15 protein-coding genes are annotated in these 13,947 nt (G+C 73.6%); 10 read left to right on the forward strand and 5 right to left on the reverse strand.

Features of this window, described 5'->3' with window-relative positions:
* Positions 1-75: 75 nt before the first annotated feature.
* The 4 genes from JQN70_RS11655 (at position 76) to JQN70_RS11670 (ending at position 4,022) form a co-directional block, all read left to right on the forward strand.
* Complete coding sequence (locus JQN70_RS11655) at positions 76-1,218, forward strand: ABC transporter substrate-binding protein (protein ID WP_204131510.1); 1,143 nt, start codon at positions 76-78, stop codon at positions 1,216-1,218.
* A gap of 67 nt (positions 1,219-1,285) precedes the next feature.
* Positions 1,286-2,104 carry an ABC transporter permease gene (locus tag JQN70_RS11660; RefSeq protein WP_307835936.1) on the forward strand — a complete coding sequence of 273 codons (819 nt, stop codon included), beginning with the start codon at positions 1,286-1,288 and terminating at the stop codon, positions 2,102-2,104.
* A complete protein-coding gene (locus JQN70_RS11665) occupies positions 2,101-2,952 on the forward strand; it encodes an ABC transporter permease (RefSeq protein WP_204131511.1) in 852 nt (283 codons plus the stop codon). The genes JQN70_RS11660 and JQN70_RS11665 overlap by 4 nt, the downstream gene beginning before the upstream one ends.
* Positions 2,949-4,022, forward strand: a complete 1,074-nt coding sequence (locus JQN70_RS11670) for an ABC transporter ATP-binding protein (RefSeq protein ID WP_204131512.1) — start codon at positions 2,949-2,951, stop codon at positions 4,020-4,022. The genes JQN70_RS11665 and JQN70_RS11670 overlap by 4 nt, the downstream gene beginning before the upstream one ends.
* A 26-nt stretch (positions 4,023-4,048) precedes the next feature.
* Here the strand turns inward: JQN70_RS11670 and JQN70_RS11675 are convergent, their stop codons facing one another.
* From JQN70_RS11675 to JQN70_RS11690, 4 genes are all read right to left on the reverse strand, one after another.
* Positions 4,049-5,149, reverse strand: coding sequence for a hypothetical protein (locus tag JQN70_RS11675; RefSeq protein WP_204131513.1), 1,101 nt, complete (start codon positions 5,147-5,149; stop codon positions 4,049-4,051).
* Positions 5,146-5,661, reverse strand: coding sequence for a SigE family RNA polymerase sigma factor (locus tag JQN70_RS11680; protein ID WP_204131514.1), 516 nt, complete (start codon positions 5,659-5,661; stop codon positions 5,146-5,148). Before JQN70_RS11680 ends, JQN70_RS11675 begins: the two co-directional genes overlap by 4 nt.
* A gap of 91 nt (positions 5,662-5,752) precedes the next feature.
* On the reverse strand, positions 5,753-6,235 hold the full coding sequence (locus tag JQN70_RS11685) for a DUF2306 domain-containing protein (protein WP_204131515.1): 483 nt from the start codon (positions 6,233-6,235) through the stop codon (positions 5,753-5,755).
* Positions 6,236-6,237: 2 nt separating this feature from the next.
* Positions 6,238-6,651 (reverse strand): MarR family winged helix-turn-helix transcriptional regulator, encoded by a 414-nt coding sequence (locus JQN70_RS11690; RefSeq protein ID WP_204131516.1) that lies wholly within the window; start codon positions 6,649-6,651, stop codon positions 6,238-6,240.
* Between the two features lie 179 nt (positions 6,652-6,830).
* Between JQN70_RS11690 and JQN70_RS11695 the strand changes: the two genes are divergently transcribed.
* From JQN70_RS11695 to JQN70_RS11705, 3 genes are read left to right on the forward strand one after another with little or no spacing between them, the layout of a single operon-like run.
* On the forward strand, positions 6,831-7,670 hold the full coding sequence (locus JQN70_RS11695; protein ID WP_307835937.1) for a purine-nucleoside phosphorylase: 840 nt from the start codon (positions 6,831-6,833) through the stop codon (positions 7,668-7,670).
* Between the two features lie 11 nt (positions 7,671-7,681).
* A complete protein-coding gene (locus JQN70_RS11700) occupies positions 7,682-9,358 on the forward strand; it encodes a phospho-sugar mutase (RefSeq protein ID WP_204131517.1) in 1,677 nt (558 codons plus the stop codon).
* Positions 9,359-9,377: 19 nt separating this feature from the next.
* Positions 9,378-9,986 (forward strand): hypothetical protein, encoded by a 609-nt coding sequence (locus JQN70_RS11705; RefSeq protein ID WP_204131518.1) that lies wholly within the window; start codon positions 9,378-9,380, stop codon positions 9,984-9,986.
* Here JQN70_RS11705 and JQN70_RS11710 read toward each other — a convergent pair.
* Positions 9,973-10,449, reverse strand: coding sequence for a nitroreductase/quinone reductase family protein (locus JQN70_RS11710; RefSeq protein ID WP_307835938.1), 477 nt, complete (start codon positions 10,447-10,449; stop codon positions 9,973-9,975). The genes JQN70_RS11705 and JQN70_RS11710 overlap by 14 nt on opposite strands.
* Positions 10,450-10,574: 125 nt before the next feature.
* On the opposite strand from JQN70_RS11710, the gene deoC reads away from it, so the two are divergent.
* The 3 genes from deoC to JQN70_RS11725 are packed head-to-tail and all read left to right on the forward strand — an operon-like array spanning position 10,575 to position 13,944.
* A complete protein-coding gene (gene deoC, locus JQN70_RS11715) occupies positions 10,575-11,564 on the forward strand; it encodes a deoxyribose-phosphate aldolase (RefSeq protein ID WP_204131519.1) in 990 nt (329 codons plus the stop codon).
* Positions 11,565-11,590: 26 nt separating this feature from the next.
* The gene (locus JQN70_RS11720) at positions 11,591-13,039 is read left to right on the forward strand and encodes an aldehyde dehydrogenase family protein (protein WP_204131520.1); all 1,449 of its coding nucleotides are present in this window, start codon (positions 11,591-11,593) and stop codon (positions 13,037-13,039) included.
* Positions 13,036-13,944, forward strand: coding sequence for an aldehyde dehydrogenase family protein (locus JQN70_RS11725; RefSeq protein ID WP_204131521.1), 909 nt, complete (start codon positions 13,036-13,038; stop codon positions 13,942-13,944). Before JQN70_RS11720 ends, JQN70_RS11725 begins: the two co-directional genes overlap by 4 nt.
* The last annotated feature ends 3 nt before the right edge of the window (positions 13,945-13,947 follow it).

Consider the following 13,947-nt stretch of genomic DNA (forward strand, 5'->3'; position numbering starts at 1 on the left):
ATGGGTTGCGCCTAGGGTGCGACCGGAGCCGTCATCGGCCCCCGGCGCACGCCGTCCCTCGTCGAGGAGGTCCTCATGTCCCGTCCCTTCGGCAGCCGAGCCGGTGTGCTCGCCGCGGCCGGCCTGACCGCTCTCGCCCTCGTCGCCTGCTCCCCGCCCTCCGACAGCGGGTCGGACGACTCCTCGTCGAGCGGTGGGTCGTCGGCCAAGACGGCCACCAGCGCCGAGGACCTGGGCGGCATGGACGCCCTCGTTGCGGCGGCGAAGAAGGAGGGTGCGCTCAACGTCATCGCGCTCCCGCCGGACTGGGCGAACTACGGCGAGGTCATCAAGGCCTTCCAGGCCAAGTACCCGGAGATCAAGGTGACGAGCGACCAGCCGGACGCCAGCAGCGCCGACGAGATCGCCACCGCCAAGCGGCTCAAGGGCCAGTCCGGCGCCCCGGACGTCTTCGACCTCGGGGCGGCGGTCGCCCTCGCGAACACCGACATGTACGCCAAGTACAAGGTCGCGACGTGGGGCGACATCGGCGACGACTTCAAGGACGCCGACGGCGCGTGGGTCAACGACTACGGCGGCTACATGAGCATCGGCTACGACTCGGCCAAGGTGCCGGCCCCCACGAGCGTCAAGGACCTCATGAAGGCCGACTACAAGGGCAAGGTCGCGCTCAACGGCAACCCCACCGAGGCCGGCGCCGCGTTCGCGGGCGTCCAGATGGTCTCGATCGCCGAGGGCGGCAGCGCCGGTGACCTCACCAAGGGCGTCGACTTCTTCAAGCAGCTCAAGGCGGCCGGCAACTTCCTGCCCGTCGACCCCACCGCGGCCACCGTCGAGTCGGGGCAGACCCCGCTCGTCATCGACTGGGACTACCTCAACGCCGCCTACTCGGCGAAGCTGCCGTCCTGGAAGGTCGTCGTGCCGAAGGAGGCGGTCGTCGCGGGCTACTACTACCAGGCGATCAACGCCGACGCCCCGCACCCGGCCGCGGCCCGCCTCTGGCAGGAGTTCCTCTACGGCGACGACGGCCAGAACCTCTGGCTCAAGGGCGGCGCCCGCCCGGTGCGCTTCGACGCGATGAAGACCGCCGGCACGCTCGACGAGGCCGCCGCCGCAGCCCTGCCGGCCGTCGAGGGCACCCCGGTCGTCCCGACCCAGGCCGACTCCGACAGCGGCAAGAAGTACCTCGCCGACAACTGGGCCAACGCCGTTGGCTGACACGGCGGACGCACGCCCCACGGGGGCGTCGCGACGGCTGCGGCCGTCCGGCGCCCTCCTGGGGGTCGTGCCGTTCTTCGCCTACACGACCGTCTTCCTGCTGATCCCGACGCTCGTCGTCGTCATCGGCGCCTTCCTCGACGGCGACAACCGGTTCACGCTCGGCAACCTCGACGGCCTCACCTCGCCGTCGGTCGTGCGGGGCCTCGTGCAGTCGCTCGTCCTCTCGGCCGTCACGGCGGTCGGCGGGGCGGTGCTCGGCGGCCTGCTCGCCTACGCCGTGAGCACCGCGCGCGACGGGTCGGTCACGAAGCGGTTCGTCACCTCGCTGTGCGGTGTGCTCGCCCAGTTCGGCGGTGTCGCACTGGCGTTCGCGTTCATCGCCTCCTTCGGCGGCACCGGGCTGCTCACCCTGCTGCTCGGGAAGGTCGGCATCAGCACCGGTACCGGGTTCTGGCTCTACGAGTGGGACCGCGGGCTGATGCTCGTCTACCTCTACTTCCAGATCCCGCTGATGCTCATCGTCTTCCTCCCGGCGGTCGAGGGGCTGCGCCCGCAGTGGCGCGAGGCCACCGAGACCCTCGGCGGCACGACGTGGACCTACTGGCGCCGGGTCGCGGCCCCCATCCTCCTCCCGTCGTTCGTCGGCGCGATGCTCCTGCTCTTCACGAACGCGTTCTCCGCGTACGCGACCGCGAAGGCGCTCGTCTCGCAGGGCTCGCCGCTCATCCCGCTGCAGATCGGCGGCACCTTCACCTCCGAGGTGCTCCTCGGCCAGGAGAACCTCGGCAAGGCGATGGCCCTCGAGATGGTCGTCGTCGTCGCGGTCGTCATGGCGCTCTACGCCTGGCTCGACAAGCGGGCCAGCCGCTGGATGCAGCGATGACCGGCCAGCGCGCCCGGTTCCGGCGCCGGCAGCGGCTGCTGCGCTGGGTCGTCCTCACCGTGGTCCTCGTCTTCTTCGTCCTCCCGCTGCTGGGCATGCTCGACTTCACGACCCAGGGCCCGGGCGGCCAGGGCCGCACCCTCGAGACCTGGCGCACGCTCGCGAACGTCGACACGATCTCCACCGACTACCCGGCGCTGCGCGAGGGCTTCCTCGCCTCGGTCGGGCTGGCCGTCATCACGCCCGTCGTCATGCTGCTCGTCCTCGTGCCGACGATGACGTGGGTGCGGCTGCGGCTGCCGGGCCTGTCCCGCACCGTCGAGTTCATCTGCCTCCTGCCGCTCACCGTGCCGGCCATCGTCCTCGTCGTCGGCCTGACGCCGGTGTACGCGTGGGTGTACTACCTGCTCGGCTCCTCGACGCTGTGGCTCTCGCTGGCCTACGTCGTCCTCGTCCTCCCGTACGCGTACCGCTCGCTCGACGCCGGGCTGCGCGCCATCGACGTCCGGACCCTGTCCGAGGCCGCGCGTTCGCTCGGGGCGTCGTGGTTCACGGTGATGTGGCGGGTCGTGCTGCCCAACCTGCGCACCGCCGTGCTGTCGGCCTCGTTCCTCTCCGTCGCGCTCGTCCTCGGCGAGTTCACCATCGCGAACCTGTTCTCCAAGAAGAACCTCCAGGTCGCGATGTACGAGCTCGGCAAGTCCGACGCGAAGATCTCGGTCGCCGTCGGACTCGCCTCGCTCGTGTTCGCCTTCGTCGTCCTCTTCGCGATGTCCTTCGTCGGCAGCGGTCGGGCCGGCACCTCCCCCCTCGCCCGCCTCCGCCGCCGCAAGGAGCCGTCCGCATGAGCGCCACCGCCACCGCGCAGGGCACGCCCGTCCAGCTGACCGACCTGCGCCGGGTCTACGGGGGCGTCGCCGCCCTCGACGGCCTGACCCTGCACCTCGAGCCCGGCGAGCTCGTCGCCCTGCTCGGTCCCTCGGGGTGCGGCAAGACCACCGCCCTGCGCTGCCTCGCCGGTCTCGAGGACCCCGACTCCGGCACCATCGAGGTCGGCGGCCGCGACGTCACGGGCGTCCCGACGAACAAGCGCGACATGGGGATGGTCTTCCAGGCCTACAGCCTCTTCCCGCACATGACCGCCCGGCAGAACGTCGAGTTCGGCCTCGAGCTGCGGGGCCGCGACAGGGCGGCCCGCCGGGCCCGGGCCGCCGAGATGCTCGACCTCGTCGGCCTCTCCCAGCACGCCGACAAGTACGCGCACCAGATGTCCGGCGGCCAGCAGCAGCGCGTCGCCCTGGCCCGCGCGCTGGCCATCGAGCCGCAGGTGCTGCTCCTCGACGAGCCGCTCTCGGCGCTCGACGCCAAGGTCCGCGTGCAGCTGCGCGACGAGATCCGGCGCATCCAGCTCGAGGTCGGCACGACGACCCTCTTCGTCACCCACGACCAGGAGGAGGCACTCGCCGTCGCCGACCGGGTCGGGGTGATGTCGGTCGGACGCCTCGAGCAGCTCGCCGCGCCCGCCGACCTCTACACCTCGCCGCGCACCCCGTTCGTCGCCGACTTCGTCGGGCTGACCAACCGCCTGCGGGCCACGGTGTCGGAGGGGCGGGCGCAGGTGCTCGGGGGCAGCGTCCCGCTCCTCGAGGGCTCGGCGGGTGGGCCGGAGGTCGTCGTGCTCGTCCGTCCCGAGGGGGTCACCGTGGGGCCGGCCGGCGACGCCGAGTCGGGCGCCGGCTCGGCGACGGTGGTCAGCGCGAGCTTCCTCGGCGGGCACGGGCGGGTCGTCGCGCGCACCGGGTCCGACGAGCTGGTCACCGTGCAGGTGCCGAACACCGACGTCACCCGGTACCGCCCCGGTGACCGGGTCGTCCTCGGACCCCGAGGGGACGCCGCGCTCGCCGTCTCGGCCGACTGAGGGTCCCTCGCACGCCGATCCCGCCCTCAGGGCACGTCGACGTCGTGGCTCGTCCCGCTCCGGTCGGTCCACGTGAGCCCGGTCAACGGGCGCACGCTGCTGTCGTCCATCCCGGTCAGCTGGACGGCCGTCGCCCACAGGCCCTCGTCGAGCCGGACCGTCGCGAACTCCCAGCCGCCGGCGAACCGGGACGCGGTGTCGCCGTGCGGGGTCACCGACACCGGCTCGCTCGTCGTCAGCCCGTACACGGCGGCATAGTTGCCTCCGTCGCCCTGCACGAAGGCCTGGGTGGCGCCGCGACCGAGGGTCAGCGTCGCCGACGGGCGCATGCCGCCCTCGGCGTGCTCGACGGTGACGACCGACCCACCCGCGCTCGGTCGTGAGGTGAAGCGGACGTGGATCGGCGCCCACCCCTGGTCGCCATCCTTGGCCGGCACGTCCGTGGTCACGGACACCGGGGCCGGCGCGTGGCCCGGCGTGCCCTGCGGCCCGGTCCAGTACAGGTCCGGCCAGGGGTCGAGCCAGTCGGGGGAGAGCAGCGCGAGGGTCATCCACCGGTCCGTGCCCGGGACCCGCGCCGACGCGCTGTCCGCGAGGAGGGGCCCGCCCTCGCCCAGCCGGAGGTCGTAGGCCGGTGCCGTGGTCAGGAGCACCGCGAGCGGCCCGCCGGTGTCGACGACGTCGACCACGGGACCGGCCCCGTCCACCGGGAGGCCGGAGACGACGAGACCGTCGGACGAGAAGAGCACGGCGAAGGATCGTCCGCTGATGTCCCTCCCGCGCACGGTGTACGCCACGTCGCCCCCGGTCGGCCGGACGGTCGCCGCGGAGCCGAAGGTCCCCGGGTCGTCGGTGGGCGTCGCCGACGGTGCGCTGCTCGCGTTCGTCCGGAGCGGGCCGGCCGGGAGGCTCGTGGGGCCGGCGTCGTCGCGCAGGCCGACACCGACACCGACGGCCAGCGCCACCGTGCACAGTCCCGCCAGCGTCGTCGCGCGCCGCCGCCGACGGCGGCGCGCCGCCCGCTCGGCGGCACCGATGGCCGCGGCGGTGTCGAACCAGTCGCCCGTCTCCCCCGCCACGGCGGCGTGCAGCTCGGCCCGCAGGGTGTCCTCGAAGGCGGTGCTCATCGCAGGCTCTCCTCGCTGGGGTCCGGGCTGGGGTGGGCGGCACGCAGCGTCGCCAGGCCGCGCGAGGCCGCGCTCTTGACCGTGCCGACCGAGATACCGAGCAGCTCGGCGACGGCCTGCTCGGAGAGGTCGTGGTAGTACCGCAGGACGACGACGTACCGCTGGCGCTCGGGCAGGGTCGCGAGGAGCCGCACGATCTGGTCGCGGTCGTCGGACCCGGTGCCGTCGTCGTGCACGCGGTCCGGCGGCTCGGCGACGACCACCTCGCCCCGCGTCCGGCGCCAGCGGTCGGTGCGCTGGTTGACGAGGATGCGTCGCGCGTAGGGCAGGGCGTCCTCGTCGCGCACCCGGTGCCACGCGAGGTAGGTCTTGACGAGCGTGGCCTGGACCAGCTCCTGCGCCGCATCCCTCGACCCCGTCAGCAGCCGCGCGGTGCGCAGGAGTGACGGGGTCGAGGCCGCGACGAACCGCGCGAAGTCGGCGTCACGCCGTGCCTTGCCCTCGCTACCCATCGGCACCCCTCCGGTCGACGGCACATGGTCTCACCGGGAAGTACGCAGCGCGGGGCCGGAAGGTTGCCTCGGGGGTGTCGGCGGATGGGGGTCAGGCCGGGACGGCGGCCGCCCGCCGGGCGAGCCGGTCGCCGACGAGCACGAGGACGACCACCGTGGCGGCGACGCAGGCGAGGGCCAGGGCGGCACCGAGGGGCTCGTCCACCGCGAACGTCGGGAGCATCCGGGACGGCACCGCGAGCGCGAAGACCATCGCGATCGCCGACCCGAGCCAGCTGCCGACCATGTTGCCGCGGTGCCCCTGGACGTCGCCGCTGCGGATCCGCCAGACGCCGAGGGAGACGGTGACGAGCGTGACGAGGCTGAGGATGTGCAGCCAGCTGAACGCGCCGTCGCGCAGGTGACGGATCCAGAACGAGGAGAACGCGGTCCAGAGCATGAGGACGACCCAGACGCGGCCGAGCAGCCGGTGGCGGGCGTCGCCCTTGCGGCGGACGAGCTGGACGACGCCGAGCGACACGGAGACGAGGGCGGCGACGACGTGCGAGGCGATGAGGAGGGTCCAGGCGTGCACGGTCAGTCCTTCCGGAGAGCGGTCGTGAGGGTGGTGACGGTGTGCAGGAGGTCGGCCGGGTCGGCGCCGACGGACCGCACGGCACGGTCGAAGCGGTCGCCGAGGACGTGGCCGGCCTCGGCCAGCCGGCGTCCGCCCTCGGCGGTGAGCCGCAGCTCGCGGCGGTTGCCGACGCCGCGCCCGACGTCGAGCAGGCCGTCGGCGGCGAGCCCGGCGACCATCCGGCTCGTGGCGGCCTCGCTGCCCCCGGCCCGGTCGGCGAGCTCGCGCTGGGTCGGGCCGTCGAGGTCGGAGACGTGGAGGAGGACGAGGAAGCGGCGGTAGGTCAGGCCCACGCCGGAGGCGGCGAGCAGCGCCTCGGCGCGGCGGTCCATCAGGGCGACGAGGACGTGGAGCTCGTGGGCGAGGCTGGGCACGTCCCCATACTTGCACCTGCAACTTGCAGATGCAACCTGCGCCCCTCGCGCTCCGATCGCGCACGTGCGGGGTTATCGCTGTCGCAACCGAGAACGGACAGCGATAACCCCGCACGTGCGCGGAACAGGCCGGGGCGGGGGCCGTGCACGCCTGCCGCGGCCGTCGCTAGGCTGCGCGCGTGACCGACACCGCCGCCGCCCACGACCTGTCCGACCCCGCGACCGACCCGTTCGAGGTCGCCCGTGCCGCCGCCGCCGTCATCGCCGAGCGCACCGGGGTCGAGCGCCACGACGTCGCCCTCGTCCTCGGCAGCGGCTGGGGCCAGGCCGGCGACCTCATCGGCGAGACCCTGGCGACCATCGAGAACACCGACGTCCCCGGGTTCGGGAGGGCCGCGGTCGCCGGGCACAGCGGCTCGATGCGCTCGGTCGCGATCGGTGACACCGGTCGCCGGGCGCTCGTCTACGGCACGCGCACCCACTTCTACGAGGGCCGCGGCGTGCGGGCCGTCGTCCACGGCGTGCGCACCGCCGCGGCGGCCGGCTGCTCGACGATCGTCATCACCAACGGCTGCGGCGGGCTGAACCCCGACTGGGCGCCGGGTACCCCGGTGCTCATCAGCGACCACATCAACCTCACGGCGCACTCCCCCATCGAGGGCGCGAACTTCGTCGACCTCACCGACCTCTACAGCCCCCGGCTGCGCGCGCTCGCCCAGGAGGTCGACCCGACCCTCGACGAGGGCGTCTACGTCCAGTTCCGCGGCCCGCACTACGAGACCCCGGCCGAGGTCCGGATGGCCAAGGTGCTCGGCGGCGACCTCGTCGGGATGTCGACCTCGCTCGAGGCGATCGCCGCCCGGCAGAGCGGGCTCGAGGTGCTCGGCGTCTCGCTCGTGACGAACGCGGCGGCCGGCATCTCGCCCGACCCGCTGAGCCACGAGGAGGTCCTCGAGGCCGGGCGCGCCGCTGCCGAGCGCTGCGGACGCCTCCTCGCCGACGTCGTCGGGCGCATCTGAGGACTCCCGCGATGAGCACGACGACCGACCTCGACACCCTCCTCGCCGCCGCCCGGGCCTGGGCCGCCGACGACCCCGACCCCGTCACCCGTGCCGAGCTCGAGGGCCTCGTGGAGGGTGCCGTCGCCGGGGACGCCGCGGCCGCCGACGAGCTCGCCGACGCGATGTCGGGGATGCTCGCGTTCGGCACCGCCGGCCTGCGCGGCAGGCTCGGGGGTGGCCCGAACCGGATGAACCGGGCCGTCGTCATCCGGGCCGCGGCGGGCCTCACCGCGTACCTGAAGACCCTCGACCCCGAGCCGTTCGTCGTCGTCGGGTACGACGCCCGGACCAACTCCGACGTCTTCGCCCACGACACCTGCGCGGTCGTCGTCGGGATGGGCGGGCGCGCCGTCGTCCTGCCCCATCCCCTGCCGACCCCGGTGCTGGCGTACGCGATCCGGTACCTCGGAGCCGACGCGGGCGTCATGGTCACCGCCTCGCACAACCCGCCGCAGGACAACGGGTACAAGGTCTACGTCGGCGACGGGTCGCAGATCGTGCCGCCGGTCGACGGCCTCATCGCCGCCGAGATCGCCGGCGTGGCGTCCGTGGCCGAGGTGCCGCGCGCCGACGACGGCTGGGACACCCTCGGCGACGACGTCCTCGAGGCCTACCTCGCCGACGTCGTCACCGTCGTGTCCGCCGACGCCCCGCGCGAGCTGACCGTCGTCCACACCGCGCTGCACGGCGTCGGGTCCGAGACGGTCCGGCGGGCGTTCGCGGCGGCCGGCTTCGCCGAGCCGCTGCCCGTCCCGTCGCAGGCCGAGCCCGACCCGATGTTCCCCACCGTCTCGTTCCCGAACCCCGAGGAGCCCGGCGCGATGGACGCCGCCCTCGAGCTCGCCGAGCAGACCGGGCCCGACCTCGTCGTCGCCAACGACCCCGACGCCGACCGCTGCGCCGTCGCCGTCCCCGGCCCGGGCGGCTGGCGGATGCTGCGCGGCGACGAGGTCGGTGCGCTGCTCGGCTCGTACGTCCTCGAGCGCGGTGTCGAGCCGGACTCCCCCGACGCGGTCTTCGCCAACTCCATCGTGTCCTCGCGCCTGCTCGCGGCGATGTGCCGGGCGGCCGGGGTCCGCCACGAGGAGACGCTCACCGGCTTCAAGTGGATCGGCCGCGTCCCGGGGCTGCGCTACGGCTACGAGGAGGCGCTCGGCTACTGCGTCGACCCCGGCCACGTCCGCGACAAGGACGGCGTCTCGGCCGCCCTGCTCGTCGCCGAGCTCGCCGCGACCCTCAGGGCGCAGGGCCGCACCCTCGTCGACCGGCTCGACGACCTCGCCCGCGCGCACGGCGTGCACGCCACGGACGCCCTCTCGGTGCGCGTCGAGGACCTCTCGCTCATCGGACGCGTCATGGAGCGGCTGCGCTCGGCCCCGCCGTCGACGGTCGCCGGGGTCGAGGTCACCCGCGTCGACGACCTCGCGCGCGGTGACGGCGGACTGCCGCCGACGGAGGGCCTGCGCTGGTACCTCGCCGACGACTCGCGCGTCATCGTCCGGCCGTCCGGCACCGAGCCGAAGCTCAAGGTCTACCTCGAGGTCGTCGAGCCGGTGACCGGCGAGGACCTGCGCGGCGCCCGCGAGCGCGCGGCGACCCGGCTCGCGGCCCTCAAGGCCGACCTCGAGGTCGCGACCCGCCCCTGACCTGTGCTTTCCTCGGGGCGTGACCTCGCAGGGTGGCACCACCCCGGCGAACCGCGCCCCGCGCCCGGTCAGCTGGCGGACCCTCGCGGCCGGGGCGGCGTGGAGCGTCCCGGTCATCGCCGTCGGTGCGGCAGCCCCCGCGATGGCCGCCTCGATCTGCGGTCCGCTGCCCGCCTTCGCCGCCCCCGCCTGGACGATCACGACGAGCGGCTCGAGCGTCACGGGCACCGGTGCCGCCTCGTTCGGCGGCGGCAACTTCGAGCAGACCCACGACGCCTCTCGCGGGTCGACCTTCGTCGCGACGGCCTCCTCGTCGCTCGCCGTCGTCGCCGGTGTTGTCTACACCTTCGTCCTCAGCTTCCGGGCGTACGTCACGAACACCCAGCCGATGCGCACCTACCTCGACGTGGGCGGCTCGCCCCTCACCGGCCTGCCCCTCGTGGACACCTCCCTGCTCGCCGTCAACTCCGGGTCGACCTACCACGTGTCGTCCCGCACGGCGGCCTACGTGGCGACGAGCACCGGGACGGTGGCCGTCGCGGTGCGCACGAGCATCAGCACCCCCGTCGGCGGGGTCACGAGCGGCGACGACATGCTCGTACACCCGCTCGTCCTCACCTGCGCGTGACCCGGAAGACCGGGAACTCCGGCGCGACCGCGGCGAAGTCCGCGAGCGGGGCGCCGACCCGCACGGGCACGTGCGGGCGTCCGCCCGGCACCTTCTCGACGTAGCGCCGCAGCACCGGCGCGCGCTCGGCCACCGGCACCTCGACGAACCGGACCGGCCCCCAGCCCCGCCCGCGGAGGACGACCTCACCGCTCGCGGCCCGGACGTTGCGGGTCCAGGCGCACTCCCCGAGCATCGAGACGGCGTACCAGTCCTCCCCCACGTCGGCGAGCCCGAGCGGGAAGCGGCGGACCTCGCCGGACCGCCGGCCGAGCACCTCGAGGGTGGCCCAGCGCCGGGGTCCGAGGCCGCTCCCGATGAGCCGGACCCAGGCGCGGGACCAGCGTCGGGCGGCCGCGTTGCCGCGTCCGCCGACGTACATCGCCCGTAGTCGGCGGGCCTGCCGTTCCTGCCACCGGCCCACGTCCCCAGCGTCCCGCAGGCCCTGCGGGGCGGTGGCAGAACGTGACAGGGCTCGCGTCCCGGAGTCGTCCGGAGGTGCCCGCTCCGGGGTCGGTCGGCCCCCCGCGACGCCCGTACACTCTCGGGGTGAGCACCGCGACCGACCTCGACCCCACGGCGCGCGCCCGCGACATCCTCGGGGTGTCCCGCCTGACGAACTCCGCCCTCACCGGCTGGCTGCACGGCCTGCCCGGGGTGGACCAGGTCGGCTGCGAGGCCCGCGCGGCGGCGCTGTCCACCCGCTCGATCAAGACGACGAGCAAGGCGTGGGCCATCGACACCGCCATCTCGATGATCGACCTGACGACCCTCGAGGGCGCCGACACCCCGGGCAAGGTCCGCGGCCTGGCCACGCGCGCCCTCGTCCCCGACCCCAGCGACCTGTCGACCCCCAGCCCGGCCGCGGTCTGCGTCTACGGCGACATGGTGCCGTTCGCCCGCGAGGTCATCGGCGACCGGGGCGTCAACATCGCCGCCGTCGCCACGGCGTTCCCGAGCGGGCGCGCCAGCCGGGCCGTCAAGCTCGCCGACACCCGCGACGCGGTCGAGAACGGCGCCGACGAGATCGACATGGTCATCGACCGCGGGGCCTTCCTCGCCGGCGACTACCTCTCGGTGTTCCGCGAGATCGCCGAGACCAAGGAGGCCTGCGGCGACGCGCGCCTCAAGGTGATCATGGAGACCGGCGAGCTCGTCACCTACGACAACGTCCGCCGCGCCTCGTGGCTCTCGATGCTCGCCGGCGGCGACTTCATCAAGACCTCGACCGGCAAGATCTCCCCCGCGGCGACCCTGCCCGTCACGCTCGTCATGCTCGAGGCGGTCCGCGACTGGCGCGACGCCACGGGCGAGATGGTCGGCGTCAAGCCGGCGGGCGGCATCCGCACGAGCAAGGACGCCATCAAGTTCCTCGTCACCGTCTCGGAGGTCGCCGGCGAGGACTGGCTGACCAACGAGTGGTTCCGGTTCGGTGCCTCGAGCCTGCTCAACGACCTCGTGCTCCAGCGCCAGAAGATGACGACCGGCGCCTACTCCGGCGCCGACTACGTCGCCGACGACGCCCCCAGCGGCTACTGACCCACCCCGACCGGCAAGGACATCCGATGCCCACCTTCGAGTACGCGCCGGCCCCCGAGTCCCGGGCGGTCGTCGACATCGCGAGCAGCCACGGCCTGTTCATCGGCGGCGAGTTCGTCGAGGCCACCGGCGGCAAGCCGTTCAAGACGGTGAACCCCGCCACCGAGGAGGTCCTCTCCGAGGTCTCCGAGGCGACCGCCGACGACGTCGACGCCGCCGTCCGCGCGGCCCGCAGCGCCTACACCCGCGTCTGGTCGCGGATGAGCGGCGCCGACCGCGGCAAGTACCTCTACCGGATCGCCCGCATCCTCCAGGAGCGGGCCCGCGAGTTCGCCGTCCTCGAGACGCTCGACAACGGCAAGCCGATCAAGGAGAGCCGCGACGTCGACATCCCGCTCGTCGCAGCGCACTTCTTCTACCACGCAGGCTGGGCCGACAAGCTCGGCTACGCAGCGCTCGGCGAGAACCCCCGCCCGCTCGGGGTGGTCGGGCAGGTCATCCCGTGGAACTTCCCGCTCCTCATGCTCGCGTGGAAGGTCGCGCCGGCCCTCGCGTGCGGGAACACGGTCGTGCTCAAGCCCGCCGAGACCACGCCGCTCACCGCGCTGCTCTTCGCCGAGGTCTGCCAGCAGGCCGAGCTGCCCCCGGGTGTCGTCAACATCGTCACCGGCGCCGGCGCCACCGGGCAGGCCATCGTCGACCACCCCGGCATCGACAAGCTCGCCTTCACCGGGTCGACCAACGTCGGCAAGATGATCGCCCGCTCGATCGCCGGCACGCGCAAGAAGGCCACCCTCGAGCTCGGCGGCAAGGGCGCCAACATCATCTTCGACGACGCCCCGGTCGACCAGGCCGTCGAGGGCATCGTCAACGGCATCTTCTTCAACCAGGGCCACGTGTGCTGCGCCGGCAGCCGGATCCTGGTGCAGGAGAACGTCGCCGACGAGGTCGTGCGCCGCCTGAAGCGCCGCCTCACGACGCTGCGCGTCGGCGACCCGATGGACAAGAACACCGACGTCGGGGCCATCAACAGCCGTGCGCAGCTGACCCGCATCGAGGAGCTGACGGCGGCGGGTGCGGCCGAGGGCGCCGAGCGCTGGGACTCGGGCTGCGAGCTCCCGGGCACCGGCTTCTGGTTCCGCCCCACCGTGTTCACCGACGTGTCGCAGTCGCACCGCATCGCCCAGGAGGAGATCTTCGGGCCGGTCGTGTCGGTCCTGACCTTCCGCACGCCCGGCGAGGCGGTGGCCAAGGCGAACAACACGCCGTACGGGCTGTCGGCCGGCATCTGGACCGAGAAGGGCAGCCGCATCCTCTGGATGGCCGACCAGCTGCGCGCCGGTGTGGTGTGGGCCAACACGTTCAACAAGTTCGACCCCACCTCGCCGTTCGGCGGGTACAAGGAGTCCGGGTACGGCCGCGAGGGCGGCCGCCACGGGCTCGAGGCCTACGTGAAGACCGGTGGTGACCAGTGAGCGCCCGCGTGGACGTCCGCAAGACGTACAAGCTCTACATCGGCGGGAAGTTCCCGCGCTCCGAGAGCGGCCGTTCCTACGAGGTGATGGCCGCGCCGTCGGGGCGTCGCGCCACCCCGCGCTTCCTCGCCAACGCGGCGATGGGCTCGCGCAAGGACGCCCGCGACGCCGTCGTGGCCGCGCGCAAGGCGCAGCCCGGGTGGGCCGGCGCGACCGCCTACAACCGCGGTCAGGTGCTGTACCGCGTCGCCGAGGTGATGGAGGGCCGCCGCGCGCAGCTCGTCCAGGACGTCCGCGACTCCGAGGGCCTGACGCCCGCGCGCGCCGAGGCCGTCGTGTCCGCCGCCATCGACCGGTGGGTCTGGTACGCGGGCTGGTCCGACAAGTACGCGCAGGTGCTCGGCGGGCTGAACCCCGTCGCCGGGCCGTACTTCGACATCTCCGCGCCGGAGCCGACCGGGGTCGTGGCCGTGCTCGCGCCGCAGGCGTCCTCGCTGCTCGGGCTGGTGTCGGTCGTCGCGCCGGTCGTGGTGTCCGGCAACACGTGCGTGGTGCTGGCGTCGGAGGACCGGCCGCTGCCGGCCATCGATCTCGCCGAGTGCCTGGCGACGTCCGACGTGCCGGGTGGCGTGGTCAACGTCGTCACCGGGCGCACCGCCGAGGTCGCCCCGTGGCTGGCCTCGCACCGCGACGTCAACGCCATCGACCTCACCGGCGCTGCCGGTGCCGACGGGGTCGAGTGGGGCGACCTCGAGCTCGCCGCCGCCGACAACCTCAAGCGGGTGCTGCGGCCGGGCGGGTCGGGGACCGAGGCGGTCGAGCCCGACTTCGAGGCCACGCCGGACCTGGGCCGGATGACCGCCTTCCTCGAGACCAAAACCGTCTGGCACCCCAAGGGCCGCTGACCC

The organism is Phycicoccus sonneratiae, assembly GCF_016887965.1.
Classification (GTDB): domain Bacteria; phylum Actinomycetota; class Actinomycetes; order Actinomycetales; family Dermatophilaceae; genus Phycicoccus; species Phycicoccus sonneratiae.

What these genes read in the sequence shown, in the direction of transcription:
- JQN70_RS11720 (WP_204131520.1), top strand. Translation starts at nt 11,591, where the DNA reads ATGCCCACCTTCGAGTACGCGCCGGCCCCCGAGTCCCGGGCGGTCGTC.
- JQN70_RS11655 (WP_204131510.1), top strand. Translation starts at nt 76, where the DNA reads ATGTCCCGTCCCTTCGGCAGCCGAGCCGGTGTGCTCGCCGCGGCCGGC.
- JQN70_RS11675 (WP_204131513.1), bottom strand. Translation starts at nt 5,149, where the DNA reads ATGAGCACCGCCTTCGAGGACACCCTGCGGGCCGAGCTGCACGCCGCC.
- JQN70_RS11670 (WP_204131512.1), top strand. Translation starts at nt 2,949, where the DNA reads ATGAGCGCCACCGCCACCGCGCAGGGCACGCCCGTCCAGCTGACCGAC.
- JQN70_RS11665 (WP_204131511.1), top strand. Translation starts at nt 2,101, where the DNA reads ATGACCGGCCAGCGCGCCCGGTTCCGGCGCCGGCAGCGGCTGCTGCGC.
- JQN70_RS11680 (WP_204131514.1), bottom strand. Translation starts at nt 5,661, where the DNA reads ATGGGTAGCGAGGGCAAGGCACGGCGTGACGCCGACTTCGCGCGGTTC.
- JQN70_RS11700 (WP_204131517.1), top strand. Translation starts at nt 7,682, where the DNA reads ATGAGCACGACGACCGACCTCGACACCCTCCTCGCCGCCGCCCGGGCC.